We start from the raw sequence: 25,914 nt of genomic DNA, 5'->3' as shown, positions 1-25,914 counted from the left end.
CCTCCAACTCAGAAAATTCTTAGTTAATTGTAGTGTCTGGCAGATTGATTTTTAGACAGCTTGTGCGATTAATCCTAATTTATGCGAAGAAGATCGCGCTTTTTCCCTCATTTCTGCGACCAATCTGCTGTAAAAGTTTCCGTTTCACGGTCACGCTTTGCTACTCTCAGAAACCGGTTGTCTATTAATCCAGGAGGAGAAACTTGTGACCCATTATGGAAAAGCGCTACTGGTTACGGCCTTTTTTGCCCTGACCGCTTGCCAGTCTGCCAGCAAACCTGACACCAGCGCGGCGGCCAGCCACGATCCCGAAACCGATCAGTGCGGCGCATCGCAATATCAAAACTATGTAGGGCAGCCGCTATCGGCGCTCGACAATAAGCGCTTCGAAGTCCCGGTGCGTGCTATACCGTGGAATTCAGCGGTCACGATGGATTTCAATCTGCGTCGGGTAAATTTCGCGGCGGATCAGAGCGGTAAGATTTCCCGGGTGTACTGCGGTTAACACCAAAACGACATTGCATTGTCATCTGGCTGTCACAGCGCCGGGCGAGGATAGCTGCGCACTACGGAGATTTCCTCGTCACTCTCGAATATGCAATGCTCGTCTTATTTCTTCCCGCTACGGCGGGAATTTTTTTATCTTTCGGCCTGCAAAGCTGATTGAGGAGTGATGATGAAAAAGAGCGGAACGTTGCTGCTGTTAACGCTGTTATTAAGCCCGCTGGCGAATGCCTCGAGCGAAGCGGCGTGGCAGCAAAACGACAAAAATATGCAGCAAAGCTGCCTCAAGGCCAGTGGCCTGAAGACAGCTAAAGTGGTGGGTAAGCCGATTCATTATGATGACCGCGTGGGTTTTGATGCGCTGCTGCTGGAGGGTCGCTATCCGCAAAAGCACATGAAAAACCAGCTCGGCCGCGAACTGTGCCTGTACCAGCGTCAGAGCGGCAAAGCGTTTGTCAGCGAAGCCGACCATCTGCGTGCGGTAAAATAGTGCCGTGGGCCGCTACTTCTGCGGCCCCGATTCCAGCAGTTTCGCCAGCAGATTGCGATAGCTCTGCAGCTGCTGTTCATCCCCTTCAAATTCCAGCTTGTCGATCACCCGCGCAATAATCGCTTTGCTGGTGGCAGGCTGCCCGTCATCCATCAGTTCGCGCATGATCGCCGCCAACACATCGCTTTCATGCGGTGCATGCCAGGCGGGGCTATTGAAGTAGTCGGTAATCGCCCGACTGGCGCTGTTTGGCTGGGTTCTCATAGCTGACCTCCGCAGAGACAACGATGCCCGCCGCCAGATAATGGCAGCATGGGTAAATATGGGTTAATCATGCGGACTGTCCAGAACGGGCAGCACGTCGCCAGTGATCACTGGTGGTTTTTTAAACATAGATGCGGTGATGAATAATGTCAGTAACGAGTAGACATATTTTTTCACGTTTGCCGGGCGTTGCGATGCGCTTATCTTGCGGCAGGCATTGTTTCAGCACATAAAGACACTAAAAAACGGGCTTCTGGCATGATTTGCTGTGAGCAGAATCACGCTCAACAGCGGAAAACTGCGTTTTTTACCCCATGCCATGTTTTGCCGTCCGGTAATGTTACGAGATTGTTAGACTTAAGCCTCGTTCTATTCTGCTGATGCTCACGCCCATGTTACGCTCCATCGAGTCCTGGAAAGTTAATCTGATATCAGTCTGGTTTGGCTGCTTTTTCACCGGCCTCGCCATCAGTCAGATCATTCCCTTCCTGCCGCTGTATGTTGAAGAACTCGGGATTCGTGGCGGTAACGCGCTGAGCGTATGGTCAGGACTCACCTTCAGCGTCACCTTCATTGTTTCTGCCGCCGTGGCGCCATTATGGGGCAGCCTTGCCGACCGCAAAGGGCGCAAGCTGATGCTGCTGCGCGCGTCATTCGGCATGGGCGCGGTGATTCTGTTGCAGGCGTTTGTTACGCAGGCGTGGCAACTGCTGCTACTGCGTGCGCTGATGGGACTCACTTCTGGCTATATCCCCAATGCGATGGCGCTGGTGGCGGCGCAGGTGCCGCGCGAGCGCAGCGGCTGGGCGCTGAGCTGCGTCTCTACCGGGCAAATCAGTGGCGTGATCCTTGGACCGATGATTGGCGGGTTGCTGGCTGACTGGCTCGGTTTGCGCATGGTGTTTATCGTCACCGCGGTGTTGCTGATGGTGAGCTTCCTCGTCACGCTATTCCTGATTAAAGAGACCGGTTATACACCGGTGAGCAAGAAGGACAAACTGAGCGGCCGCGAGGTGTTTCGTAGCCTCGATAACCCGCGCCTGATGATGTGCCTGTTTGTTACCACCATGGTGATTCAGATGTGCAACGGCTCGGTAAATCCGATTTTGACGCTGTTTGTACGCGAGCTGGCGCCGAATGCGCAAAACATCGCCTTTCTCAGTGGCGTGATTGCCGCGCTGCCGGGCGTGTCGGCGCTGATCTCCGCGCCACGGCTCGGCAAGCTCGGCGATCGCATTGGTACGCAACGTATTCTGATCGCCACCATGATCGTTTCGCTGGTGCTGCTGGTGGCGATGTCCTTTGTCACCAGCGCCACGCAACTTGGCGTGCTGCGTTTCCTGCTCGGTTTTGCCGATGGCGCCATGATGCCCGCGGTGCAGACGCTGCTGGTGCGTCATTCGCGCGATAACATCACCGGCCGCATCTTCGGCTATAACCAATCGTTTATGTACCTGGGAAATGTTGCGGGGCCGCTGCTGGGCGCGGCGGTATCAGCGGCCACCGGATATCGCTGGGTGTTCTTCGCCACGGCGATGGTGGTGTTAGTGAACGTGGTGTTGCTGCGTCGCTTCTATCGCCGCCCGAAAACCACGCTGACTCCACCGCGGAGCCAGCGTGATGCGGCGGAAAAACCTACTGACGCAACTTCAGCGCGTAGTGCCAGCGCTGCTGAGAAAGCAAAAACTCCGGGCTGACGCTCGGGCTCCAGGAGTCGTCACCGCCGACGCCCATATGGAAGCCGTCGAGGTGCAGCCAGCAGCCATCCTCTTCCTGTAATAAGTGGCGATGCGAGGTTGCACTCAGCTGTTCAAGGCTGTAACGACTGAGCGAGAAAGCGAAGTCGCCGCTGACCTGCAAGTCACCGCTCTGCAACTGACGCGTGCCGCAGCGCAAGCCATTTTCACCCGGGAATACGTAGGCGGTGCTCAGCGCGGCCAGCGGCAACTGCCAGCGCGAGAACTGCGCTGCTAGCTGGCGATCTGGATAGTTCTCGTGCGGGCCTAAGCCGAGCCAGCTCACCTGCTGTGGTGCTTTCACCCACTGACAACGTAGACCGATGCGGGCCGGTGGCGGCAAGCCGGGCGCCTGCTCCACGCTCACGCTTACCGACAACTCCCCGTTGCTGCCGATTTGATAACGTTTGTGACTGGTGAAGATCAGTTGCCCGTTGGCCTGCCACTGATGCCAGGTTTCAATCAGCACGCTGTGTTTCAGGCTATCGACCTGCATATCCACCAGCACCGCTTCCAGCTGATCATATCCCGCGCGTTTCCAGCGCTCGATCCACGCATTGGGATCAACGTTGGCGGCTTCGCTGGTACCAATGTCGTTATCAATTGGCGCACGTATAAAGCACTCTTGCAGCGGCGTTAACAGCGTTTCGGCATCATCAACAAACCATTGCACCAGCTCGCCGCTGCGGCGGGAGAAGTGCCAGCGCTGCTGCGGCAGCACCACCGCGACCAGATCGTGATTAGCGATCAGCTCGGGCGCGGTGGTGCTAATTTCAGCTACGCGCTCAGGTAACGCGGCGGGCAGCGGCCACTGATCCCAGGCGACGCGCGCCTCGGCCTCAGACCACGGCGTGGCGTTGAGCTGATAAACCGCCAGGTTCAGCCAGGCGTTGCCCTGCAGGTTCTCACTGGCTGGCAGCGTAAACGACTGGCTACCTTGTGGCGCGAGGTCGAGCGGCAATTCACCGCTGGCGAGGGCGACGCCATCTTGCTCAATCGACCAGCGCAGCACTTCATTATCGCTACGACGGAACAGATATTCGCTGGTGACGGTAAAGCGCCAGGCATCCTGGCTATCGCGTTGAAACTGGAAGAATTGCTGTGCGCGTTGGGCTTCAAACAGCGCCGGATGTGGTGAGCGATCGGCAAACACCAGGCCATTCATGCAGAACTGGCGATCGTTCGGCGTGTCGCCAAAATCGCCGCCGTAGGCTTGCCATGGCTCGCCATTATCGTCGTATCGCGTCAGGCTTTGATCGACCCAGTCCCAGACGAAGCCGCCTTGCAGGCGCGGGAACTGACGGAAAGCCTGCCAGTATTTGGCGAAACCACCCAAACTGTTGCCCATCGCATGCGCATATTCACACAGAATCAGCGGGCGCGTTTCGCCCGGCAGGCCAATCCATTTTTTCAGTGACCACTTCGGCACGGCCGGGAAGGGCTGATCCTGATCGACGCGCGCGTACATCGGACAGACGATATCAGTGGCTGCGGTATTCGCACCGCCGCCTTCGTACTGCACCGGACGTGTAGGATCGCTGCTTTTCACCCACTGGTAGAGCGCATCGTGCGTGCTACCGTGCCCGGATTCATTGCCCAGCGACCAGATAATGATGCAGGCGTGATTGCGATCGCGCTGCACCATGCGCGTCACGCGCTCGCTGTAGGCCGCGAACCAACGCGGATCGCTCGAGAGCCGGTTCATCGGCTGCATGCCGTGCGTTTCAATATTGGCTTCATCCACCACGTACAAACCGTACTCATCGCACAGCCGATACCACAGCGGATGATTAGGATAGTGAGCGCAGCGCACCGCGTTGAAGTTGTGGCGCTTCATCAGTTCGATATCGCGCCGCATGCTGGCTTCATCCACTACCTGCCCATTTTCCGGATGATGTTCGTGGCGGTTCACGCCGCGAATCAGCAGCGGTTTGCCGTTCAGGCACAGCTGGCCGTTCTCAATGCTGACGCGACGGAAGCCAACGTCATACGCTTCGGCTTCCAGCAACGCGCCATTTTCATCCAGCAGGGCAACCACCGCGCGATAAAGATGCGGCGTTTCGGCGCTCCACAGCAGCGGCTGAGTGATGGGCAGCACTAGCAACGCACGTTCGGGATAATGACCGCGCTCATCAATGATGTCGCTGCCCGGCGCCTGCTCCTGCTCAGCAACGCATTTTTCACCGAGCCACAAACTGACGCGTAATCGACACTGCGCAGGCTGACGTGTGCCCGGCTGGATCCTGACGTTCACACGCAGGTCACCGCGCAGATATTCCGGGCTAAGTGCGGTTTCAAGCTGCACATCGGCGAGCTGGGTTGCTGGTTTATGCAACAGGCTGACGTCACGGAAGATGCCGCTCATGCGCCACATATCCTGATCTTCCAGATAGCTGCCATCGCTCCAGCGCAGCACCATCACCGCTAAGCGATTCTGACCTGGCTGCAGCGCGCGGCTGAGGTCAAATTCAGCGGGCAGGCGGCTGTCCTGCGAATAGCCGATCCATTGTCCGTTGCACCACAGGAAGAAAGCTGAATTCACGCCATCAAAGATAATGCGCGTCTGGCCCTGCTGCAGCCAGTTATCATCCACTTTGAATGTGAGCGAATAACATCCGGTGGGATTTTCTTTCGGCACAAAAGGCGGTGTCACCGGAATCGGATATTGCACATTGGTATAAATGGGGGCGTCGAAGCCGTGTAGCTGCCAGTTAGCGGGCACCGGCAACGTTTGCGCGTCCGGCAGATTCTGCAGCAGCCAGCTTTGCGGCACCGCTTCAGGTTGGGTGAAGTAGCTAAAGGTCCATTGGCCATTCAGCATCAGCCGCGAGGGAGAAGGACGATCGTCACGCGCCTGGGTTTCATCGCGCCAACTGGCAAACGGGGGATGCGCATCCAGCCGGTTTAGGCTGGTGATCACCGGATTTTCCCAGTCACGGCGCGCCAGAATTTCGCTGAGGGACACAGCAGATAAGGTCATGATGAGATCTCATATTTTGTAATGCGCTCACATTGCGTGAAATTGCCTCGGCTGTAAAGCCATCTGCCGCGATTTTGCGCGCTGAGTGGCAGGCCGTGATGGCGCCTCTGTGATGTTTTAGCCGCTTTAGTGCCAGTAAATTGTTAAGCGTGGTGAGCGGAGATGAATAGCGCCGGGTTGCGGAGAATTCTGTATTGTCGCGCCCGGTGCGGCCTCATACACTCAGCCCGATTTCACCATTCCGAGGTAATTATGGTTCGTATTATTAAATTCGCCGCAGTTGCGGCACTGGTCACCGCGCTGAGCGGTTGCATTTTCCCCCCTCCGGGCGGCGGCTGGGGCGGCGGTCATGGGCATGGCGGTGGCGGGCCGGGACGTGGCTTTATGGGGCCGCAATAATGAGCGCCAGGGTTAATTAATCTAGCCAGCGAAACGTTTCAATAAATAAAGGACTCGCCAGTGAAACGTTTCGCCGTTACATATTGATATTGCATCTCTTTTTTCGCGCTGCGGCTAATCTATTTTTTACGCAAAATACCGAATAATTGTTGTTGTTTTATTCCGCTCAATGCTAACGTCTGTTTTTCTTCTCTCATTGAGCTTGTCGCATGAAAAACCTGATTGCGGAACTCCTTCTAAAGCTGGCTGAAAAAGAAGAAGAGTCTAAAGAATTAGTGGTTCAGGTAGAGGCGTTAGAGATCGTGGTCACCGCGATGCTGCGCAAACTGAACTCCGAACAATTCCATGAAATTGCCACCGGTATTAAATTAGCGATGCCGCCCGTGGCGCCTGCCGCTGAAACGCCTGATACCACCCTGCTGCGTAATTATGTTGAGAAGCTGCTGGACCATCCGCGGGTATAAAGATTTTCGCCTGTTTTTACCGGCGAATGTCGTTATCGATTTCTCGTATTGACTTATTCCGTGCCATGCTTAGTGGGCAATAATGCTATGGAGAATCCGGTAATGAAATCGTGTCTTTTGGCAATAATGACAGCAGGCTTGCTGATTGCAGGCGGAGCGAGCGCGGCAGAGAAAACCGCGCAGCAGGAAAAAATGACCACGTGTAACCAAAGTGCCGGTACACAAAATCTGAAAGGCGATGCGCGTAAAAGCTTTATGAGTGACTGTCTGAAAAAAGACAGCAAAATGGGCAATATGACGCCGCAACAAATGAAGATGAAAACCTGTAATGCTGATGCGGGCGATAAAAAGCTCACTGGCGATGCGCGTAAAACCTTTATGAGTTCATGTCTGAAGAAGAGCTGATTTAATTATTGGCTGAAGTGTGCGATGCCTTTAGATAACGGCAGCTTAAATATATTAAGGGTTCATGTTTATCATGAACCCTTTCTTATTGCAGTTAACCGCAGCGTAGATATATTCAGGTTTACTTATCACGTCAGAGGAAAAACTCATACCAGGATGTTCATCACAAAAACGCCGCCACAACGCTGGCAGGATGCATTAGTCCTAAGTGATGACTAATTCAGTCAAACCCGCTCAATCCCTGCGAAGCCAGACCGTTCGTTGGGCAGCCTTTATCTGTGGAGTCTGCTATGAATGTGCTTGATTATGCTGTGATGGCGCTGTACGCGCTGATGATTGTGGCTATTACCCTGTGGGCGATGCGCAAGGTGGGCAGCACGCGCGATTTTTTTGCCGCCGGCGGAAAAATGCCGTGGTGGTTGTCGGGCGTGTCGCATCACATGTCGGGCTACAGCGCTGCGGTATTTGTGGCTTACGCGGCGGTAGCTTACAACATGGGCATCACCATCTATTTCTGGTGGGCCTTTCCGATAGCCATCGCCGTGTTGATTGGCTCGCGTCTCTTTGCCCCGCGCTGGGCGCGACTGCGCATTTATATGAATATCGAATCGCCGATGGAATATCTCGCCACGCGCTATAACCTGCCAACGCAGATGGTGCTGGCGTGGAGCGGGGTGCTGCTGAAAACCTTCGATGTCGGCGCGAAGTGGGCGGCGATTGCGGTGATTATCAACGTCTTCACCGGGCTCGATCCGCTGATAGGTATTTGTGTTTCCGGGGCGCTCAGCTTGTTTTACACCGTGATGGGCGGCTTGTGGGCCGATGCCTGCAACGATTTCGGTCAGTTTGTGGTGCAGTTTGTCGCCGCCATTGTGATGGTGGTGGCGGTGGCGATGCATCTTGGCGGTTTTGGCGAGCTGTTCACCATTTGGCAGCGGCTGCCGCCAACCCATACGCAGATCATTCAGGAACCCTATACCCTCGGCTTTGTGCTCGCCTATTTTGTCATCTATACCCTGAGTTACAACGGCGGTACCTGGAATCTGGCACAGCGTTTTATTGCTGCGCCCGCCGGCCGCGATGCCCGCAAAGCGGCGCTGCTCTCCTCGGCACTCTATCTTATCTGGCCGTTAATTCTGTTCTGGCCGATGTGGGCAGCGCCGCTGCTGTTTCCTGGCCTGAGCGATCCGTCGCGCTCTTATTCGATGATGGCGATGGAACTGCTGCCGAATGGCTTAGTAGGGCTGGTGCTGGTGGCGATGTTCACGCATACGCTATCGATGACCTCCTCTGATGCCAACGCCATTACTGCCGTCGTCACGCGCGATATTCTGCCGGGCATGCTGCCGAGGCGCTTTCAGCGCGGTAAAAGTTCGCTGCTGGTGGCGCGACTCACCGCCTTTCTGTTCATTATCACCACGCTGGTGATTGCCATGAACGCCAGCCATTTCGGCGGCGTGCTGTCACTGCTGATCGTCTGGTTTGGTGGTCTGGTCGGTCCGATATCAATCCCGATGCTGCTCGGGCTGCTACCAGCCTTTCGTCGCAGCGGTAGCGCCGCCGCGCTGGTGAGTTGGGCGGTGGGGGTTGGCACCTTCTTCTGCGTGAAATTTATCTTTACCGATGTCAGCACCGCAACGGTGGTCGCTGCGCCGGTGATGTCATCGCTGGTGCTGTTTATCGCCATGGGTTGGCTGCGCCGTGCGCCGGTTCGCCCGGAAGTGGATCAACTGCTGAACGCCCTGAATCAGGATCAGGATGCGACCGCCGATAAGCGCTGGCCGCAGAAAACCAATGTTTCTCAGGAGGGATAACATGACGCTATTACAACAGGGAAAAAAGGAGCGTTTGGAGGTCAAACGCTTCGCCAGTCGCGCTGCGCTAGGCGCTGAGGCAGCCCAGGACGTGGCGATGTATCTGCGCCAGCGGCTGAGTGCACAACCGCTGGTGCGTATGGTGTTTGCCGCTGCGCCGTCGCAAAACGAGTTTCTTGCCGCGCTGGCTGCGGCGCCGGACATCGACTGGTCACGCATTCACGCCTTCCACATGGATGAATACATCGGACTTGATCCCGCTGCGCCGCAGCGTTTCAGCCAGTTTCTGCGTCAGCACCTGTTTGATGTGGTGCGGCCGGGCGAAGTCCATCTGATTCCCTCCAGCGGCGATCCGGCGGCAATCTGTTCTGCATATAGTCAACAGCTTAACGCCGCGCCTATTGATGTGGTGTGTCTGGGGATTGGCGAGAACGGCCACTTAGCCTTTAACGATCCGCCGGTGGCAGACTTCAGCGATCCTTACAGCGTTAAGGTGGTGCAACTGGATGATGCCTGCCGCCAGCAGCAGGTCAACGATGGCTGTTTTGCCACCTTCGCAGCGGTGCCGACGCATGCGGTGACGCTGACCATTCCGGCCTTGATGAGCGGGGGGCGCCTGTTCTGCATAGTGCCGGGCGCCAGCAAACGTGCGGCGGTGCAGGCAACGCTCAATGACGCTATCTCCACGGCTTGTCCGGCAACCCGGCTGCGCCAGCATCCGCACTGCACGCTGTATACCGATAGCGCTGCCTGCCCGGAGGTGACATTTGACTAACGCCATTTTGCGCGGCCGTGATTACCGCACGTTGCAACCCATCGAGCTGGAGATTCAGCACGGCAGCATTGCTAAGGTGCGCGCGCTGAACGCACTCGATGACGATATTATCCTCGCGCCGGGTTTTGTCGACCTGCAGGTCAACGGTTTTCAGGGCGTCGATTTCAACCACTTTCCTTTTAGTGAGCAAGATGTACTGCACGCCACGCGCGCGCTGTGGCAGCAGGGCGTGACCAGCTATTTGCCGACGGTAATCACTGCCAGTCCGCTAGAGATTACGCACGCGATGCAGCGGCTGGCCAGCGCTTGCCAGCAGCATCCTGAGGTGGCGCGTGCGGTGCCGGGTTTTCATCTGGAAGGTCCGTTTCTGTCGCCAGAAGATGGGCCGCGTGGTGCGCACCCGCGCGAGGCGATTCGCGCGCCGGATATCGCGCTGTTCGATAGTTGGCAGCAGGCGGCGCAGCGGCGCATCCGGCTGTTAACGCTGTCGCCGGAGTGGCCGCAAAGCGACGCGCTGATCCGGCATTGCGTGGCGCAGCAGGTGCGCGTTGCGATTGGTCATACTGCGGCAACCTCTGAGCAGATTCACGCAGCGGTAACTGCCGGCGCTACGCTTTCCACCCATCTCGGCAACGGCGCGCATCTGCAGCTGCCGCGTCATCCAAATTACATCTGGCAGCAGCTGGCCGAAGATGCGCTGACGGCCACGCTGATTGCCGATGGCGACCATCTGCCGCCGGACGTGCTGAAAGTGTTTTTGCGCGCCAAAGGCGAGCAGGCGCTGCTGGTCAGTGACGTGACGTCCTTCGCTGGGCAGCCACCGGGCATTTATCACACTGCCATCGGTGGCCGCGTGCAGCTTAGCGCCAGCGGTCGTTTGAGTCTGGCGGATGCGCCGCAGTTGCTGGCGGGTTCTGCGCGCGGGCTACTGGACGGGGTCAACTTCCTGCTGCGCGAGAAGTTGGTTCCGCTGGCGCAAGCCATTGAGATGGCATCGATACGACCAGCGTGCCAACTCGATCTGCCGCAGCAACAGGGTTTGGCTGCCGGAGCGCCCGCCGATCTGCTGCTGCTGGCACCGCAAACGGATGGCAGCGTGCAGCTGCGCGGCTGTGTAAAACAGGGCGAGTGCGTGTGGCGACATGACGCAGCGGCCTGACAATCGCAGATTATCTTTTACTATTTAACAACCAGTTAGCTACCGTTGCGCTTTGCTATTGCGGACAAATCACCACGCTTTGCCAGGCTTACTCTTTGTAGGGATTTGCTGTCTACATCAAAAACCAGAAGAAAGGAGGCCTATCGTGAGCTATCAAACCGTCGTGGAACTCAAGTCGCTGGCGCAGCGCAAACCCACCAAATTTACCGTTGGCGACACCGATGTGGTGTTGATTCGTGACGATGAGCGCGTGCAGGCATTTCAGGCCAAATGCCCGCATGCCGGTGCGCCGTTAGAGCAGGGCGCGGTATGTGGTGACAAGCTAATCTGTCCGTGGCACAAAGCAGTGTTTCAGCTGCAGGATGGCCAGATGTGTGAGCCGCTGGCATTAGCCAATTTGAAACGTTATCCGGTGCGGGTTGAACAGGGCAAAGTGCTGGTCAATCCGCAGGCGATGGCGCCCGCCAGTGCACCATCCGCCCAGGGAACTTCGCCAGTGTGCGTGATTTTAGGTTCGGGCGCGGCGGGCAGCGCGGCGATCTGGACGCTGCGTGATGAAGGTTTTAGCGGGCAGATTGTGTTGATCGAGCGTGAATCAGAGGCACCTTACGATCGCACGGCGCTAAGCAAGTTTGTGCCGTCCGGCAAAATGGCAATTGAAGAGGTGCCGAAACTCCTCAAGCAAGATGTCCTGGGCGCGGTACAGCGCATTCAGGGGGATGTGGAGCAGCTGAAAGCGCTGGAGCAGACGCTGATCCTTAAGGGCGGTCAGCAGGTGAAGTTCGATCAACTGCTGATTGCCAGCGGCGGCGTGCCGCAACCGCTGGACATTGCAGGCAAGGATCTGGACGGCGTGCATCTGCTGCGCTCTCTCAATCAGGCCGATGAACTGCTGAAAGAGGTGGATAAAACCGAACAGCTGGTGATTATCGGCAACAGCTTTATTGGCATGGAGATGGCCGGATCGCTACGTAATCGTGATGTTGAGGTCACGGTGATTGCGCGTCATCCGCTGCCGTTTGCCAAACAGTTTGGCGAAGAGATTGGCCGTCACTTTTACGATCTGCACCGCAGCAACGGGGTGAAATTTGTTGAGGGCGATCCAGTGGCGCTGGAAGGCGAGGGCAAAGTCAGCGCTGTGCGCCTGAAAAGTGGCAAGACGGTAGAGGCCAGCCTGGTGCTGTTCGGTACCGGCGTGGTGCCCGCAACCCAATTCATTCACGACCTGCCGCTCGAAGAGGATGGCAGCTTACTGACGGACAGTCAGCTACGCGTGGCGGATAACATTTGGGTGGCCGGTGATATCGCCAGCTACCCTTCGGTGCGTGGCCCGCAACGTATTGAGCACTATCGCGTGGCACATCAGCAGGGGCGTATCGCGGCACTGAATATGTTGGGTAAACAGATATTGTATGACCGCGTGCCATTCTTCTGGACCGCGCACTACGGTACCCGTTATGAGTATTTGGGGCATGCGGAGGAGTGGGATGATTATCGCCTGCTGGGATCGCTGCAGGATAAGCGCTTTATCGCTTTCTATTGCCGCGAAGGGATGATTGCGGCGGTGTGTTCTGCCGGGCTGTATACGTTGACGGCAGCGCTGGTGCACGAGATGCAGCACCCGATGACGCTGGCGCAGGGGATTGCGCTGTATGAGGCGTATCAGGGGTAGAGTGCAGCGCGCGCTGCCCCTCATCCAACCTTCTCCCGCCAGCGGGAGAAGGGGCCGCCCGAGCTCACTATTTCCTCTCCCGCTGGCGGGAGAGATAGATGCGGCAACATGCTCGATCGGTTCCCTCTCCCGCCTGCGGGAGAGGGTTAGGGTGAGGGGCAAACCGCTCCGATCACTGCTTACTCAACGCCTCTGACTTCGCCATGCAAGCCTGCATCGCGTTAATCACTGCGGCGCGGAAGCCTTTCTCTTCCAGCACTTTTACCGCTTCAATGGTGGTGCCGCCTGGCGAACACACCCGATCTTTCAGCACGCCCGGATGCTCGCCGGTTTCCAGCACCATCTGCGCTGAGCCTTTTACTGCCTGCGCCGCGAACTGATACGCCTGTGCACGCGGCATGCCGCCGAGCACCGCGGCATCCGCCATCGCTTCAATAAACATAAACACATACGCCGGTGCCGAACCGCTTACGCCAACTACCGCGTGAATCAGATATTCATTCACCACCGCCGCTTTGCCGAAGCTCTCGAAAATGGCGACCACTTCATCCACTTCATGCGCTTCCACCAGCACGTTAGGCGTCACCGACGTCATGCCTTCATTCACCAGCGACGGCGTATTGGGCATCACGCGAATGATTTTGCGATCGTGGCCTAAAACAGAAGCCAATGAATCGAGCGTCACACCCGCCGCAATCGATACCACCAGCACATCTTTTTTCAGTTGACCGGCAACATCTTTCAGCACTTTGAGAATCACATTGGGTTTCACCGCGCCAAACAGGATATCGACTTCACGCGCCAGGCTTTCAACGCTCTCTGCGGCGGTGATGCCGTACTGTTGCGCCATCGCCTGATTGGTGGCCGGTTTGCGGTCAAATACCAGGATATTGGCCGGGGCGATCTGCCCGCTGTTCACCAGTCCGCTGATGATAGCTTTCGCCATATTGCCGCAGCCGACAAACCCGATTTTTTTCTCCAGCATCGCTTTATCCTCTAAGTGGTTCATTTTCTGTGGGGCTAAGCTTACGTCAGCGAGGATTAATAACAAGGCAGGCAGACAGCAAAAACAGTTGCCATTCTGCCGCAGCACGGCAAGATCAGCCTCATTGTCTGCGAAAAAGGAGTCATCATGTCGATTTGGGTTGATGCGGATGCCTGTCCCAATGTCATCAAAGAGGTGTTGTACCGCGCTGCGGAGCGCACCAAAGTCACCGTGACGTTTGTCGCTAACCAGCCGCTGCGCGTGCCGCCTTCGCCGTGGCTGAAAACGCTGCAGGTGGCTGCCGGTTTTGACGTGGCCGATAATGAGATTGTGAAACGCGTGCAGCCTGGTGAGCTGGTGATTACCGGCGATATTCCGCTGGCAGCGGAAGTGCTGGAGAAAGGCGCTGCGGCGTTGAATCCGCGCGGTGAACGCTATTCGCCGGATACCATCCGTCAGCGCTTAACCATGCGTGACTTTATGGAAACGATGCGTGCCAGCGGGATTCAGAGTGGCGGTCCGTCGACGTTGAGCCAACGCGACCGCCAACTGTTTGCTAATGAACTGGATAAGTGGTTACGCCAGCGCTAATCAGACGAAGCTGTCATCGTCGTCAAAGTCGCCACCGCTGCTAAAATCGCCGAAATCATTGTTATCCGCCAGGTTGTTATCCCAACCCGAATTATCATTGAGAAACGCGTTGTTACTGTCGTTGCCGTTGAAGGTATCGAGGCTGTTATCGACCTGCGGCAGCGCCGGTTCGTTAATGATGTTAACGATCTCTTCCGGTTGCGAATGGTGGAACATGCTGGTCAGCATATCCGCCATCACCACGCCACCCGCCACGCCAACTGCCGTTTGCAATGCGCCGCCGAGGAAGCCGGTGCCGCGCGCCGGCGCTGCACCGTATTGCTGCTGTGGCGGGGGCGCATACTGCTGCTGAGGCTGCGGCGGTGGCGTGCCCCAGGCTGGTGGTTGCTGAGAGGCTGCTGGACGCGAACCGCCGCCAAACAGGCTTGAAAGAAAACCGCCGCTGCTCTGCTGTGGCGCCTGTTGCTGTTGCGCCTGCGCCAGACGATTTTCCAGATCCGTGACCTGTGCATTGAGCTTTTTCAGCGCCGCTTCCTGAATCAGGATCGCCTGCGACATGTAGTAAGGCGCGCCAGGCTGATTCTGTAAATGCTGTTTGATCAACTGCTCTGCGCCTGCATCACGCGGGCCGCTTTGGCTTTCAGCCTGTTTCAGTCGGCTGAACAGGCTTTCAATCAATTGTTGTTCTTCGTTTTTCATGGGAAACCTCCATTTACGGTATGACTCAATATATGAGGGCGCGACCCAGGAAAGTAAATCAGCGGCCTGGTAAGGAAATGTTGCCCGCTCTTACATTTTCGGCGATGCACGATTCATGCATTGTTTTCCGCTGGTTAATCAATCGAATAGCCCAGGATGTGACTGAAATACGCGTAAATCGTGCCTCGCGGGTGGCTGATAAAATAAAATCCAGGTATTATGCGACGCATTATTGACCTGATGACGTTGCCCGTGCGGCACATTACGGCGGAGGATGAGCCTGGATGTCATTACCCATCTATCTGATCGGCGCACGCGGTTGCGGTAAAACCACGGTGGGCCAGGCGCTGTCGCAAGCGCTGGGCTATGCCTTCAACGATACCGATCACCATCTGCAACTCACCACCCAGCGAAGCGTGGCCGAGATTGTGGCATCTGAAGGGTGGGAGAGCTTTCGCGCCCGTGAGACCGAATCGCTGCGTGCGGTTACCGCGCCAAATACGGTTATTGCCACCGGCGGCGGCATGGTGTTGGCCGAAGCCAACTGTCGCTTTATGCGTGAACATGGTCAGGTGATTTGGCTCAATGCGCCATCGGACGTCTTAGCGCAACGTCTCGAACATCAGCCGGAAGCGGCGCAGCGTCCGACGTTAACCGGCCGTCCGATTGCCGAAGAGATGGGCGATATCCTGCGTGAACGCGCGCATCTGTATCGTCAAACCGCGCACCATGAAGTGAATGCGATGCAATCACCCGAGCGCGTGGTTGAGCAAATTTTGCAGTCGCTGTCACTGGCGCGCGCCAGCTAAACCCTCAGATTTTTCTCTCTTTTTTTGCAGCGATCCTCCGTTGTCTATACTTCACGGTAGGCAGAGGATCACGGCTGCCCGTGGACAACTGAGAGAAGAGGGAAAATTATGCCAACGAAACCACCCTATCCGCGTGAAGCGCGCATCGTCACTGTTGAAAAAGGCTCGTCAGATCAAACCGTGACCTGGTATGAATTACGTGCCGACCATCCCAAACCCGATACGTTAATTAGTGAACATAAATCTCAGGCCGAAGCGCAGGATGCTAAAGAGCGCTACGAGGATGCCGAAAAAGATTAACGTTATCCGTCATATTTCAAGCTGTAGATACGTTGGCTTGATGTGTTCTCCCCAGTCACTGACTAAAGTAAGCGCCTGGGGATTTACACATTTGCCGCCTTTCTGCAGCTTGAACTATTCAGGATAAAGAAACTCAACCAAATACTGCGCATTACCCAATAAGCTCTATCCCTTCCTGCTAAATATCTTTCTCGCCTGATAACGTCATTCAATTCTGTTTTTCTGCCGTATTTTCTCCTGCCTTAAATTCCATAAGTATTGTCCGGCTAAAAATTTGCGCTTGACGCATAAAGCCACGCGTTTTACTTTCGGGGTCTTGATAAAGGAACTCGGTTCCACATAGTGAAACAGGCGCCATGACCACACTCGAAAATGCCTCTGCCGTACTGAAGCTGTTCCAGCGCTTTGGCGTGGCGCAGGGCCATCCGGGCTTAACGTTTACCGAGGTGGTGGATGCGTTGGGGTTGCCGAAAAGCACCGTATCGCGCCTGTTAGCGACGATGGAAAGTGAAGGCTTACTTGAGCGTGATGCCGAGAGCCGCTGCTTCCAGATTGGCCGCGTGCTGCTGTCGGTTGCTGGTCACTATCTCTCGACGCCGTTGGTTGATAGCGCCTCGGCGCCGATGGCGCGTCTGGCGGCCAGCAGCGGTTGCATGGGCTACATCTCGGTGCTGGACGGTGACGATGTGCTGGTGATGCGGATGTATCACGGTCGCTTCTTCACCCAGCTCGTTACGCCGCCGGGCACACGCGTTTCATTAACCGGCACTTCGACCGGACGCGTGCTGTTAGCGCAGTTAAGCGATGAAGAGGTTCGCGATCGTTTTGCCAGTAACTGGCAGGCGGCTTCGCTGAACTCACCGCTAACGCTGGATGATTTGTGCAAAGAGTTAGCCGTGATTCGACAGCAGGGCTGGGCAATGGCGCGCAATGAGACGCTGCCGGGCATCAGCTCACTGGCGGTCGCCGTGACCAATAAACATCGCGGTGAAAGTGCCGCGCTTTGTCTCTCGTTTTTATCGCAAGAAGCGGCGCCCGGTTACCCGGAAGCACTGCTCAGCGAACTACGTGCCACCGCCGCCCTAATGGCGGAAAAGTACGGCGCGTAACCCTGAATCAATCAGGGAAACCCTCTTAACGATTTTAAGGCGTAATACTTCGCGCCACACCAGGGAAATAGCAGGTCTTCGGACCTGCTTATTTCAATAATCAGGGAACGATTAAATAAATATGTGGATGTCCCGCGTGTCGGGCATTGCATTTTAAGGCGTTTCTACAGGGTGAAAATACGGGGATCTCATGCGTCAAAATAATCCAATAAAAAGTGTTGGCGTTGCCTTAATGCTGGTTCTGCTATCCGTTGCAGGCGCCATTATTGGGGTACAGCTTATTACCACCATTGGGGTGACACCCAATACCTCTATTATCGGCGCGCTGTTTGCCATGCTGCTGGCGCGCATTCCACTGCAATGGTTTCGTCGCTACCGTTCGATTGAAGTACAAAACCTCGCGCAAACCGCTATCTCTTCTGCCACCTTTGGCGCCGCCAACAGCCTGCTGATGCCGATTGCGGTGCCGTGGGCGCTGGGTGAACCGCAGCTGGTGCTGCCGCTGTTTGTTGGCGTCAGCGCGGCGATGCTGCTTGATGCTTATCTGCTCTATCGTCTGTTCGATACGCGCGTGTTCCCCGCCAGCAATGCGTGGCCGCCGGGCGTGGCGGCAGCGGAAGCGATTAAAGCCGGGGATAAAGGCGGTCGTCAGGCGTGGCTGCTGGTGGTGGGGATTGTCGGCGGCATTGTCGGTTCGATGCTGAAGATTCCGATGTCGGCGTTTGGTACCGCGTTTATCGGCAATATCTGGGCGCTGAGTATGCTGGGTATCGGTTTTCTGCTGCGCGCGTATGCGCAACCGGTTGCTGGTATTGATATCAACGCCCTTTATATTCCGCACGGCGTGATGGTCGGTGCCGGTTTAGTCGCGCTGATTCAGGTGGTGCAGGTGATTCGCAGTCGCCGTAATGACCAGATCAACGTCAGCCGCAGCGATAGCGAAGTGAAGCGCTCGCTTGGCTTTGGCACCGTGGGTTATATCGTTATCTCCACGCTGCTGGCGCTGGCAGGTGGCTTGTGGAGCCAGATGGGCCTGCCGATGCTGGTGTTGTTTATTGTTTACGCCGCCTTTGCTGCCTTTGTACATGAACTGATTGTCGGCATCGCCGCCATGCACTCCGGCTGGTTCCCGGCCTTTGCGGTGGCACTGATTACGCTGATTCTCGGCATTCTGCTCGGCTTCCCGCCGCTGGCGCTGTGCCTGCTGTGTGGTTTCACCGCCGCAACTGGCCCGGCATTTGCCGACATGGGCTATGACCTGAAAGCCGGCTTTATCCTGCGCGGTAATGGCGCAGATATGCAGCAGGAGCTGTGGGGCCGCCGCATCCAGCTGATCGCCGCCATGATCGCCTTTGTCATCTGTATTCCGGTGGTGTGGTATGCGCATACTATTTTCTTTGCCGAAAATCTGCTGCCGCCGGTGGCGCGTGTGTACGCGAAAACCATTCAGGCCGGGGCGGAGCCGGGTATCGCCGGTAACCTGCTGATGTGGGCAATTCCGGGCGCCATCATCCAGTTAATCGGCGGACCCAAACGTCAGCTCGGCGTGCTGCTGGCGACCGGTTTGCTCATCAATAACGCCGCCGCCGGTTGGGCGGTGATGATCGGTATCGCGCTGCGAATCATCATTTTGCGTGTATGGGGCGAACGTGGACGTTCACCGATGGAGGTGATGGCCGCTGGATTTATCGCCGGCGACGCGCTCTACAGTTTCTTCCATTCACTCTTTGCCAGTAGCACTAAGAAATAATCCAGGGAATTCATTATGAGTTTACAGCAGACACTGCAGGTCTTTGAGTTACTCGATAGCGCCTACATTGATGGCCAACAGGTGGTGGATTTGTTCGCTGCTTATCCGGGCGTTAGCGCCAGCACTACCCGCGTCAGTGGGCCAAAAGGGCGTACCGATTTCGTCCGCATCGATATTCCCGGCGCGCAGGGCAAGCGCAACGGCGGCAATGCGCCAACGCTGGGGATTATTGGTCGTCTTGGCGGCATCGGTGCGCGTCCAACGCGGATTGGTATGGTGTCTGACGCGGATGGTGCCGTGGCGGCAGTCAGCAGTGCGCTGAAGCTGGCGCAGATGCAAACCAAAGGCGATGTGCTGGCGGGCGACGTGATCATCACCACCCACATCTGCCCGGATGCGCCCACTCGTCCGCACGAACCGGTCGATTTCATGGATTCGCCGTGCGACGACATCACCATGAATGACAATGAGGTGATCGCTGGCGTTGATGCGATTCTGTCGATCGACACCACCAAAGGTAACCGCATCCTTAATCACAAAGGCTACGCGCTGTCGCCTACGGTGAAAGAGGGCTACATCCTGCGCGTGTCGGAAGATTTACTGCGCATCATGGAGATGACCAGCGGCAAACCGGCGGTCACGTTCCCGATTACCACGCAGGACATCACGCCCTACGGCAACGGGGTTTATCACCTCAATAGCATTCTGCAGCCCTCCACCGCCACCGATGTGCCGGTCGTGGGCGTGGCGATCTGCGCGGAATCGGTGGTGCCGGGCTGTGGTACCGGCGCCAGCCACGAAGTGGATATCGCCGCTGCGGTGAAGTTTGCGGTGGAAGTGGCGAAAGAGTTCGGACGCGAAACCTGCCAGTTCTATGACGCGCAAGAGTACGCTGTGCTGCTATCTTTGTATGGTAGTCTCAGCCACTTGCGTAACCGGAAAGTCTGATGATGAATACCTCCCTGGTCACACTTACCATTGGTCAATCACCGCGCAGCGACATCTTGCCGCTGCTGCAGGAACATCTGCCCGCCGATCAGATAGCACATGCCGGGCTACTCGACGGCCTGACGCTGGCCGAGGTCGAGCAGCAGTATGCACCCGCGCCGGGCGATAAAGTGCTGGTCTCGCGCATGACCAGCGGCGAGCAGGTGCGTCTGTCGGGACCAAAAGTGGAGCAGGGACTGCAGCGTAAAATCACCGCGTTGGAACAACAGGGCTACGACACCATTCTGCTGCTGTGCACCGGCGAGTTCGGCACGCTGAAAACGCAATCCGCTTTATTGCTGGAGCCGGATCGCATCATCCCGCCGCTGGTGCGCGCGATTGTGCAAGAGCATAAAGTCGGCATCGTGGTGCCGGTCGAAGAGCAGATTGCCGAGCAGGCCAACAAGTGGCGCAACCTGACGAGCCCACCGTGCTTTGCCGTGGCCAGCCCGTATCTGGCCGAGCAGGCCGATTTGGTAGAAGCCGGGTTGTCGTTGCAGGAGCAGGGCGCGGATGTGGTGGTGCTGGATTGCATCGGTTATCACCAGAAGCATCGGGATTTCCTGCAAAAAATGTTGGGCATTCCGGTACTGCTGTCGAACGTGCTGGTGGCCAAGCTGGCGGCAGAGTTGATCGTCTAAGGCGGATAGATCACAACTTACGATCGGTGGCGCTATTTCGCGTGACAGATCAGCGAGTTCCTTAGTAATCTGCCAGTCACGATAATGTGCTGTGAGGAAGTAATATGCTCAATACGAGTGAGTATTTCGACGGAAAAGTGAAATCCATTGGTTTCGACAGCGTGACCATTGGCCGTGCCAGCGTTGGCGTGATGGCGGAAGGTGAATACACCTTCGGTACCGCTCAGCCGGAAGAGATGACGGTAGTCAGCGGCGCACTGAAAGTGCTGCTGCCGGGCGAAACCGAGTGGAAATGGTACGAAGCCGGTTCCGTCTTCAGCGTTCCGGGCCAGAGCGAATTCCATCTGCAGGTAGCCGAGCCTTCTTCTTATCTGTGCCGCTACCTCTGATTTACCCGTCATACTTCGCGCTGCAGATGCGTTGGCTGCGTGTGCTCACCCCAGTCACTTACTTTAGTAAGCTCCTGGGGATTCTCACCCTTGCTGCCTTCCTGCAACGCGAATTATTTAGGGTAAAATTCTGTGCGCTAGATGGTTTTAAACCTGCGATTCTGTTTTGGATTGCAGGTTTTTTGCTTTAATTATGCACCGTTTTAACGCTTCGCTTCGCCGCCTAACGCTTCTACCAGGTTAGCGATCAGCGCGGCCAGTTCGCTGCTCATCAGAATGAAATCAGCATCGAAACGTTGAGCGAAATCGTCGCGATCGATGTCATCATTCTGCTCACGCAGCGTGTCGCTAAACTTCAGGCGTTTCACCGAAGCATCGTCGGCAATGACAAACTGAATGCGCTCCTGCCAGTCGAGCGCCAGCTTGGTGACCACTTTACCGGCTTCAATATGCGTGGCGATTTCATCGGAGATCAGATCCTGTTTCTTGCAGCGGATCACGCCGCCATCTTCCAGCATCGCTTTCAGCTCGGCTTCATCCATCAAGGCAAAACCAGCCGGCAATTCACCGGAACGCACCCATTCGGTCAGCGTCAGCTCGATCGGATTCTCCAGCGTCAGCGGCACCACCGGCAATGAACCGAGGCTTTTACGCAGCAGTGCCAGCGTATCTTCGGCTTTTTTGGCGCTGGCGCAGTCAACGATGATCAGATTGTTTACGGTGTCGATCCACATAAAGGTCTGGCTGAAGCGGCTAAATGCGCGCGGCAGCAGGCTATGCAGCACTTCATCTTTCAGCGAGTCTTTCTCCGTCTTCTTCAGCTTGCGGCTCTGTTCCGCCTCAAGCTTGTCGATTTTGGCTTCCAGCGCCTGTTTCACCACCGGCGATGGCAGGATCTTTTGTTCGGTGCGCGCACAGATTACGATCTGACCGTTAATCTCATGCGTCAGCGCTTCGCTGCGGTTGCCCATCGGTGATACCCAACCGGTTTTCGCCATATCCTGGCTGCCGCACGGTGAAAAGGTGAAGGCGTCGAGCTGCTTTTCCAAATCGTCTGCGGACAGCGGGATGTCACGATTCAGACGATAAACCATCATATTTTTAAACCACAACATCGGGATTCCTTACCGTGGGTGCGATCGGGCGCACAAGTCTCAAAGTCAGCGCGCATGATAGCGAAACATCGGATTCGTTTCATTGCCTTTCCCGATTCAGCCTTCTACTGTATTTGTCACCAGAACGAATAATGAGGAATAAATCGTGCGTATTGGGATTGATTTAGGCGGCACTAAAATTGAAGTGATTGCCCTGTCCGATCAGGGACAAGAGTTGTTCCGTCACCGCGTCAATACGCCGCGTGATGACTACGCTGCCACGGTTCAGGCGATTGTCGATTTGGTGTTGCTGGCGGAGGAGAAGACCGGACAGCAGGGCACGGTGGGCATTGGCATTCCCGGCACCCTTTCGCCTTATACGCAGCGGGTGAAAAATGCTAACTCCACCTGGCTGAACGGACAGCCGCTGGATAAGGATTTGGCGCAGGCGCTGAATCGTGACGTGCGCATCGCCAATGACGCGAATTGTCTGGCGGTTTCCGAAGCGGTGGATGGTGCAGGTGCGGGCCAGCCGCTGGTGTTTGCAGTGATCATCGGCACCGGTTCAGGCGCGGGCGTGGCGATTAGCGGCGAGTCACGCATCGGCGGTAACGGTAACGCCGGCGAATGGGGCCATAATCCGCTGCCGTGGATGGACGAAGATGAATTGCGTCACCGCGCGGAAGTGCCATGTTATTGCGGGTTGCAGGGCTGTATCGAGACATTTGTTTCGGGCACCGGCTTTGCCATCGATTATCAGCGTTTGAGCGGTAAGGCATTGAAAGGCGCCGAAATCATTAAGCTGATTGAGCAGCAGGATCCCGTGGCGGAGCTGGCGATGAATCGCTACGAAATGCGTCTGGCGAAATCGCTGGCGCAGGTGGTGAATTTGCTTGATCCGGATGTGATTGTGCTGGGCGGCGGGATGAGTAATAACGATCGGCTGTATCAAACCGTGCCGGCGCTGATGAAACAGTGGGTGTTTGGCCGTGAGTGTGAAACGCCGGTATTGAAGGCGGTGCACGGTGATTCAAGCGGTGTGCGCGGGGCCGCATGGCTGTGGCCGGTGAAGGGTTAGGATTCTGTGTGTGCTGGCTGTCCCCCTCTTCGTACCGTGCTGGTTGCCCCCCACCTCGGTCCTCCCCCATAAATGGGGGAGGAAGATGCTGCTATATGTGAGTTAAGAAGCTGCATATGGCAGCGTCTCCTTCCCCCGCTTGCGGGGGAAGGCCGGGATGGGGGAAAGCCAGCACATACTCACTCACCCACTAACATCGAATCCTGCGGCGCGTTGTCGCGCTGTGATTTAGTTGCCAGGAAGTAGACATACCCCACCGCCATAATCGCCACAAACAATCCGCCAATCACCGGGTTAAACCACAGCATCGCCACCAGACACACCAGCGACAGCACCAGCGCAATACCCGGCACAATCGGATAGCCCGGCGCGCGGAAGCTGCGTTCCATCTCTGGAGCGGTGCGGCGCAGTTTAAACAGGCTCAGCATGCTCATCAGATACATCACAATCGCGCCGAACACCGCCATGGTGATCATCGCGGCGGTCAAGGTCATGCCCTGCAAATTGATGAAGCCATCGCTGTAAATCGCGGCGATACCAATCAAACCACCGGCGATAATCGCGCGGTGCGGCGTCTGGAAGCGTGACAGTTTCGCCAGACTTTGTGGCAGATAACCGGCGCGGGCGAGAGCGAAGAACTGGCGTGAATAGCCAAGAATAATGCCGTGGAAGCTGGCAATCAGACCAAACAAACCGATCCACACCAGCATGTGCATCCAGTTGGAGTTCTCACCAACAATCATCTTCATCGCCTGCGGCAGCGGATCGTTGATATCCGACAGCTTGCGCCAGTCACCTGCGCCACCGGCCAGCAGCATCACGCCAATCGCCAGTACCACCAGCGTGATAATGCCGGTGATATAGGCCTTGGGAATGGTGCGCTTCGGATCTTTGGCTTCTTCGGCCGCCATCGCAGCGCCTTCAATCGCCAGGAAGAACCAGATGGCGAACGGAATGGCGGCAAAAATGCCCGACATCGCTGGCATACCGAAGCTATCGCTACCCGCCCAGCCATTAGCGGCAAAGTTGGCAAGGCTGAAGCCCGGCGACACCACGCCCATAAACACCAGCAGCTCGAGCACCGCCAGCACGGTGACCACCAGTTCAAACATCGCTGCCAGCTTTACGCCAAGAATGTTCAAGGTCATAAAGACGATATAAGCACCTACCGCTGCCGTTTTCGGATTGAGGTCGGGATATTGCACGTTAAGGTAGGCGCCAATCGCCATGGCGATGGCGGGCGGCGCGAACACGAACTCAATCAGCGTCGCCAGGCCGGCAATCAACCCACCAGTTTCGCCGAACGCTCGGCGGCTATAAGCAAACGGGCCGCCCGCATGCGGAATCGCCGTGGTCAGTTCGGTAAAGCTGAAAATGAAGCAGGTATACAGGGTGGCGATCATCGCGGTGGTGATCAGAAATCCCAGCGTGCCCGCCACGCCCCAGCCGTAACTCCAGCCGAAATACTCACCGGAAATCACTAGTCCAACCGCGATGCCCCACAAATGCAGGGTGCCCAGCGTGGGTTTGAGCTTATTCGTCATCATCTTCTCCCCGTCGTCGTTGTTGGTGCGGCAGCTTCACCGCGCTTTTTTATCTTTGCGCTACAGTGAAGTGATAATGCCGCTGCCGTACGCGGGAAAACTTGACGCGGGCGCAGTGAGTTTTGTCCTCCACGGTCAACTCGCCAGCAAGAAAAGTGCCAGATGCACGCTGCGGTCAACTTTGACTGGTCTGCGGTCAAGCAGTCAGGACGACGTCATCCCATGCTGATAACACCTGCTTGATGCTGGAGACTGATGAATGAGTGCCGAACAATCCGATAGCTTAACCGATGCTGAAATCACCCGGCTGGCGCATCAGGCGCTGGCCGCTTATCCCGCCGCGCTGCGTGGCGACCTGAAGCTGCTGTGCCGCTCGGAAAATGCCACTTTTCTGTTGCAGGCGGCGGGCAAGCGTTATGCGCTGCGTTTGCATCGCCCCAACTATCACAGCAAAGCAGACATTCAAAGCGAACTGCTGTGGCTGGATGCGCTGCGCGATATCGGCATCATGGTGCCGCAGGCGATTGCGGCCAGCGATGGCGAAACCGTGTTGACGTTAGCGATGGCCAACGGCGCCGAGCGCTACGCGGTGCTGTTCCACTGGATCGAGGGCGAGATGCCAACCACGGATGTCGATCCCAAAGCCTTTCAGCAGCTCGGTCACATCACCGCGCGCCTGCACCAGCACAGCCGCAGCTGGCAGAAACCGGCCGGTTTCCAGCGCATCATCTGGGATCATCACACCATGGTCAGCGATCGCAGCCATTGGGGGCGCTGGCAGGACGCGCCGAATCTCAATCCGGCCGATCATGGCATCGTCGCTGCCGCGGTGGCGCGCGTGGGACAGGAGCTGCAAGGCTTTGGCAAAGGCGCGGATCGTTATGGTTTGATCCACGCCGATCTGCGTCTGACCAATCTGCTGCTGCACAAAGGCGAAACGCGGGTGATCGATTTCGATGACTGCGGGCTCGGCTGGTATCTGCACGATCTGGCGGCAGCGATCAGTTTCGTGGAGCATCATCCGCGCGCCGCCGAATGGGTGGATAACTGGATCCTCGGTTACGAAAAAGTGGCGCACATCAGCGATGAAGAGATGGCGCTGGTGCCGACGCTGTTGATCCAGCGCCGTATTCAGATGACGGCGTGGATGGGATCGCACGCGGAAACGGAGATGGCGCTCAGTCTGGGGCCGCAGTGGGCCGATCATTCCGTGCGTCTCTGTCGTCGTTATCTGGAAACCAATCAGCTGCCGGTCGGCGTCTGATGCACCAGCAGT

The 25,914-nt window shown here is 56.7% G+C and carries 26 protein-coding genes; 20 read left to right on the top strand and 6 right to left on the bottom strand.

The genetic code is table 11. From position 1 onward, the window contains the following. The first annotated feature begins 205 nt into the window (after window positions 1-205). Window positions 206-505 carry an I78 family peptidase inhibitor gene (locus WFL93_RS04835; RefSeq protein ID WP_007887079.1) on the top strand — a complete coding sequence of 100 codons (300 nt, stop codon included), beginning with the start codon at window positions 206-208 and terminating at the stop codon, window positions 503-505. A 171-nt stretch (window positions 506-676) separates the two neighbouring features. Continuing rightward, window positions 677-994 (top strand): hypothetical protein, encoded by a 318-nt coding sequence (locus WFL93_RS04830; protein ID WP_336777362.1) that lies wholly within the window; start codon window positions 677-679, stop codon window positions 992-994. Between the two features lie 12 nt (window positions 995-1,006). Here WFL93_RS04830 and WFL93_RS04825 read toward each other — a convergent pair whose 3' ends face one another. Continuing rightward, complete coding sequence (locus WFL93_RS04825) at window positions 1,007-1,258, bottom strand: biofilm development regulator YmgB/AriR family protein (RefSeq protein WP_007887077.1); 252 nt, start codon at window positions 1,256-1,258, stop codon at window positions 1,007-1,009. Window positions 1,259-1,650: 392 nt separating this feature from the next. Between WFL93_RS04825 and WFL93_RS04820 the strand changes: the two genes are divergently transcribed. Further along, complete coding sequence (locus WFL93_RS04820) at window positions 1,651-2,955, top strand: multidrug efflux MFS transporter (protein ID WP_049850786.1); 1,305 nt, start codon at window positions 1,651-1,653, stop codon at window positions 2,953-2,955. Here the strand turns inward: WFL93_RS04820 and WFL93_RS04815 are convergent. Next, entirely contained in the window at window positions 2,894-5,974 is a 3,081-nt protein-coding gene (locus WFL93_RS04815) for a beta-galactosidase (RefSeq protein ID WP_336777361.1), read from the bottom strand. The two genes, WFL93_RS04820 and WFL93_RS04815, sit on opposite strands and share 62 nt — an antisense overlap. Window positions 5,975-6,226: 252 nt before the next feature. Between WFL93_RS04815 and WFL93_RS04810 the strand changes: the two genes are divergently transcribed. The 7 genes from WFL93_RS04810 (at window position 6,227) to WFL93_RS04780 (ending at window position 12,662) form a co-directional block, all read left to right on the top strand. Further along, a complete protein-coding gene (locus tag WFL93_RS04810; RefSeq protein ID WP_162838734.1) occupies window positions 6,227-6,373 on the top strand; it encodes a hypothetical protein in 147 nt (48 codons plus the stop codon). A 209-nt stretch (window positions 6,374-6,582) separates the two neighbouring features. Continuing rightward, the gene (gene iraP, locus WFL93_RS04805; protein ID WP_007887073.1) at window positions 6,583-6,837 is read left to right on the top strand and encodes an anti-adapter protein IraP; all 255 of its coding nucleotides are present in this window, start codon (window positions 6,583-6,585) and stop codon (window positions 6,835-6,837) included. Between the two features lie 102 nt (window positions 6,838-6,939). Continuing rightward, the gene (locus WFL93_RS04800; protein ID WP_007887071.1) at window positions 6,940-7,242 is read left to right on the top strand and encodes a PsiF family protein; all 303 of its coding nucleotides are present in this window, start codon (window positions 6,940-6,942) and stop codon (window positions 7,240-7,242) included. 290 nt (window positions 7,243-7,532) lie between these two features. Continuing rightward, complete coding sequence (locus WFL93_RS04795) at window positions 7,533-9,056, top strand: sodium:solute symporter family protein (RefSeq protein WP_336777360.1); 1,524 nt, start codon at window positions 7,533-7,535, stop codon at window positions 9,054-9,056. A 1-nt stretch (window position 9,057) separates the two neighbouring features. Further along, entirely contained in the window at window positions 9,058-9,831 is a 774-nt protein-coding gene (locus tag WFL93_RS04790) for a glucosamine-6-phosphate deaminase (RefSeq protein ID WP_336777359.1), read from the top strand. Further along, complete coding sequence (locus WFL93_RS04785; protein ID WP_336777358.1) at window positions 9,824-10,990, top strand: N-acetylglucosamine-6-phosphate deacetylase; 1,167 nt, start codon at window positions 9,824-9,826, stop codon at window positions 10,988-10,990. The genes WFL93_RS04790 and WFL93_RS04785 overlap by 8 nt, the downstream gene beginning before the upstream one ends. Window positions 10,991-11,135: 145 nt before the next feature. Continuing rightward, window positions 11,136-12,662 (top strand): FAD-dependent oxidoreductase, encoded by a 1,527-nt coding sequence (locus tag WFL93_RS04780; protein WP_336777357.1) that lies wholly within the window; start codon window positions 11,136-11,138, stop codon window positions 12,660-12,662. A 172-nt stretch (window positions 12,663-12,834) separates the two neighbouring features. Here WFL93_RS04780 and proC read toward each other — a convergent pair whose 3' ends face one another. Then, on the bottom strand, window positions 12,835-13,647 hold the full coding sequence (gene proC, locus WFL93_RS04775) for a pyrroline-5-carboxylate reductase (RefSeq protein WP_336777356.1): 813 nt from the start codon (window positions 13,645-13,647) through the stop codon (window positions 12,835-12,837). A 147-nt stretch (window positions 13,648-13,794) separates the two neighbouring features. Here proC and WFL93_RS04770 point away from each other — a divergent pair, with 147 nt between their 5' ends. Beyond that, the gene (locus tag WFL93_RS04770) at window positions 13,795-14,238 is read left to right on the top strand and encodes a YaiI/YqxD family protein (protein ID WP_007887063.1); all 444 of its coding nucleotides are present in this window, start codon (window positions 13,795-13,797) and stop codon (window positions 14,236-14,238) included. Here WFL93_RS04770 and WFL93_RS04765 read toward each other — a convergent pair whose 3' ends face one another. Continuing rightward, entirely contained in the window at window positions 14,239-14,937 is a 699-nt protein-coding gene (locus tag WFL93_RS04765; RefSeq protein WP_336777355.1) for a DUF2076 domain-containing protein, read from the bottom strand. A gap of 284 nt (window positions 14,938-15,221) precedes the next feature. On the opposite strand from WFL93_RS04765, the gene aroL reads away from it, so the two are divergent. The 7 genes from aroL (at window position 15,222) to ppnP (ending at window position 20,922) form a co-directional block, all read left to right on the top strand. Then, entirely contained in the window at window positions 15,222-15,746 is a 525-nt protein-coding gene (aroL, locus tag WFL93_RS04760; RefSeq protein WP_007887061.1) for a shikimate kinase AroL, read from the top strand. 108 nt (window positions 15,747-15,854) lie between these two features. Beyond that, window positions 15,855-16,046 (top strand): YaiA family protein, encoded by a 192-nt coding sequence (locus tag WFL93_RS04755; protein WP_007887060.1) that lies wholly within the window; start codon window positions 15,855-15,857, stop codon window positions 16,044-16,046. 356 nt (window positions 16,047-16,402) lie between these two features. Further along, window positions 16,403-17,155: an IclR family transcriptional regulator gene (locus WFL93_RS04750; protein WP_049850794.1), complete on the top strand. Its 753-nt coding sequence runs from the start codon at window positions 16,403-16,405 to the stop codon at window positions 17,153-17,155. 190 nt (window positions 17,156-17,345) lie between these two features. After that, window positions 17,346-18,905, top strand: coding sequence for an OPT/YSL family transporter (locus WFL93_RS04745; protein ID WP_049850795.1), 1,560 nt, complete (start codon window positions 17,346-17,348; stop codon window positions 18,903-18,905). Window positions 18,906-18,920: 15 nt separating this feature from the next. Further along, window positions 18,921-19,853: a DUF1177 domain-containing protein gene (locus tag WFL93_RS04740; RefSeq protein WP_336777354.1), complete on the top strand. Its 933-nt coding sequence runs from the start codon at window positions 18,921-18,923 to the stop codon at window positions 19,851-19,853. Window positions 19,854-19,855: 2 nt separating this feature from the next. Further along, window positions 19,856-20,533, top strand: coding sequence for an AroM family protein (locus WFL93_RS04735; RefSeq protein ID WP_036620377.1), 678 nt, complete (start codon window positions 19,856-19,858; stop codon window positions 20,531-20,533). A gap of 104 nt (window positions 20,534-20,637) precedes the next feature. Beyond that, window positions 20,638-20,922 carry a pyrimidine/purine nucleoside phosphorylase gene (gene ppnP, locus WFL93_RS04730; RefSeq protein ID WP_007887052.1) on the top strand — a complete coding sequence of 95 codons (285 nt, stop codon included), beginning with the start codon at window positions 20,638-20,640 and terminating at the stop codon, window positions 20,920-20,922. Window positions 20,923-21,125: 203 nt separating this feature from the next. Here the strand turns inward: ppnP and rdgC are convergent, their stop codons facing one another. Next, window positions 21,126-22,037: a recombination-associated protein RdgC gene (rdgC, locus tag WFL93_RS04725; RefSeq protein WP_049850796.1), complete on the bottom strand. Its 912-nt coding sequence runs from the start codon at window positions 22,035-22,037 to the stop codon at window positions 21,126-21,128. Between the two features lie 145 nt (window positions 22,038-22,182). On the opposite strand from rdgC, the gene mak reads away from it, so the two are divergent. Continuing rightward, on the top strand, window positions 22,183-23,094 hold the full coding sequence (mak, locus tag WFL93_RS04720) for a fructokinase (protein WP_336777353.1): 912 nt from the start codon (window positions 22,183-22,185) through the stop codon (window positions 23,092-23,094). 179 nt (window positions 23,095-23,273) lie between these two features. On the opposite strand, the gene eat is transcribed toward mak, so the two are convergent. After that, complete coding sequence (gene eat, locus WFL93_RS04715) at window positions 23,274-24,638, bottom strand: ethanolamine permease (RefSeq protein ID WP_336777404.1); 1,365 nt, start codon at window positions 24,636-24,638, stop codon at window positions 23,274-23,276. A 259-nt stretch (window positions 24,639-24,897) separates the two neighbouring features. On the opposite strand from eat, the gene WFL93_RS04710 reads away from it, so the two are divergent. Further along, complete coding sequence (locus tag WFL93_RS04710; RefSeq protein ID WP_007887045.1) at window positions 24,898-25,902, top strand: phosphotransferase enzyme family protein; 1,005 nt, start codon at window positions 24,898-24,900, stop codon at window positions 25,900-25,902. The last annotated feature ends 12 nt before the right edge of the window (window positions 25,903-25,914 follow it).

Origin of the sequence: Pantoea sp. USHLN256 (assembly GCF_037149875.1) — a bacterium.
Classification (GTDB): Bacteria; Pseudomonadota; Gammaproteobacteria; order Enterobacterales; family Enterobacteriaceae; genus Pantoea; species Pantoea nemavictus.
The sequence above is the reverse complement of the archived record's forward strand: the minus strand, read 5'-3'. Positions and strand labels throughout refer to the sequence as shown.

Excerpts from the sequence above, each read along its gene's own strand:
- WFL93_RS04795 (WP_336777360.1), top strand. The coding sequence starts at position 7,533 with ATGAATGTGCTTGATTATGCTGTGATGGCGCTGTACGCGCTGATGATT.
- WFL93_RS04800 (WP_007887071.1), top strand. The coding sequence starts at position 6,940 with ATGAAATCGTGTCTTTTGGCAATAATGACAGCAGGCTTGCTGATTGCA.
- WFL93_RS04830 (WP_336777362.1), top strand. The coding sequence starts at position 677 with ATGAAAAAGAGCGGAACGTTGCTGCTGTTAACGCTGTTATTAAGCCCG.
- iraP (WP_007887073.1), top strand. The coding sequence starts at position 6,583 with ATGAAAAACCTGATTGCGGAACTCCTTCTAAAGCTGGCTGAAAAAGAA.
- WFL93_RS04815 (WP_336777361.1), bottom strand. The coding sequence starts at position 5,974 with ATGACCTTATCTGCTGTGTCCCTCAGCGAAATTCTGGCGCGCCGTGAC.
- WFL93_RS04755 (WP_007887060.1), top strand. The coding sequence starts at position 15,855 with ATGCCAACGAAACCACCCTATCCGCGTGAAGCGCGCATCGTCACTGTT.
- proC (WP_336777356.1), bottom strand. The coding sequence starts at position 13,647 with ATGCTGGAGAAAAAAATCGGGTTTGTCGGCTGCGGCAATATGGCGAAA.
- WFL93_RS04765 (WP_336777355.1), bottom strand. The coding sequence starts at position 14,937 with ATGAAAAACGAAGAACAACAATTGATTGAAAGCCTGTTCAGCCGACTG.
- rdgC (WP_049850796.1), bottom strand. The coding sequence starts at position 22,037 with ATGTTGTGGTTTAAAAATATGATGGTTTATCGTCTGAATCGTGACATC.
- WFL93_RS04770 (WP_007887063.1), top strand. The coding sequence starts at position 13,795 with ATGTCGATTTGGGTTGATGCGGATGCCTGTCCCAATGTCATCAAAGAG.
- aroL (WP_007887061.1), top strand. The coding sequence starts at position 15,222 with ATGTCATTACCCATCTATCTGATCGGCGCACGCGGTTGCGGTAAAACC.
- WFL93_RS04750 (WP_049850794.1), top strand. The coding sequence starts at position 16,403 with ATGACCACACTCGAAAATGCCTCTGCCGTACTGAAGCTGTTCCAGCGC.
- WFL93_RS04825 (WP_007887077.1), bottom strand. The coding sequence starts at position 1,258 with ATGAGAACCCAGCCAAACAGCGCCAGTCGGGCGATTACCGACTACTTC.
- WFL93_RS04790 (WP_336777359.1), top strand. The coding sequence starts at position 9,058 with ATGACGCTATTACAACAGGGAAAAAAGGAGCGTTTGGAGGTCAAACGC.
- WFL93_RS04735 (WP_036620377.1), top strand. The coding sequence starts at position 19,856 with ATGAATACCTCCCTGGTCACACTTACCATTGGTCAATCACCGCGCAGC.
- WFL93_RS04745 (WP_049850795.1), top strand. The coding sequence starts at position 17,346 with ATGCGTCAAAATAATCCAATAAAAAGTGTTGGCGTTGCCTTAATGCTG.
- WFL93_RS04740 (WP_336777354.1), top strand. The coding sequence starts at position 18,921 with ATGAGTTTACAGCAGACACTGCAGGTCTTTGAGTTACTCGATAGCGCC.
- ppnP (WP_007887052.1), top strand. The coding sequence starts at position 20,638 with ATGCTCAATACGAGTGAGTATTTCGACGGAAAAGTGAAATCCATTGGT.
- WFL93_RS04710 (WP_007887045.1), top strand. The coding sequence starts at position 24,898 with ATGAGTGCCGAACAATCCGATAGCTTAACCGATGCTGAAATCACCCGG.
- eat (WP_336777404.1), bottom strand. The coding sequence starts at position 24,638 with ATGACGAATAAGCTCAAACCCACGCTGGGCACCCTGCATTTGTGGGGC.
- WFL93_RS04820 (WP_049850786.1), top strand. The coding sequence starts at position 1,651 with ATGTTACGCTCCATCGAGTCCTGGAAAGTTAATCTGATATCAGTCTGG.
- WFL93_RS04810 (WP_162838734.1), top strand. The coding sequence starts at position 6,227 with ATGGTTCGTATTATTAAATTCGCCGCAGTTGCGGCACTGGTCACCGCG.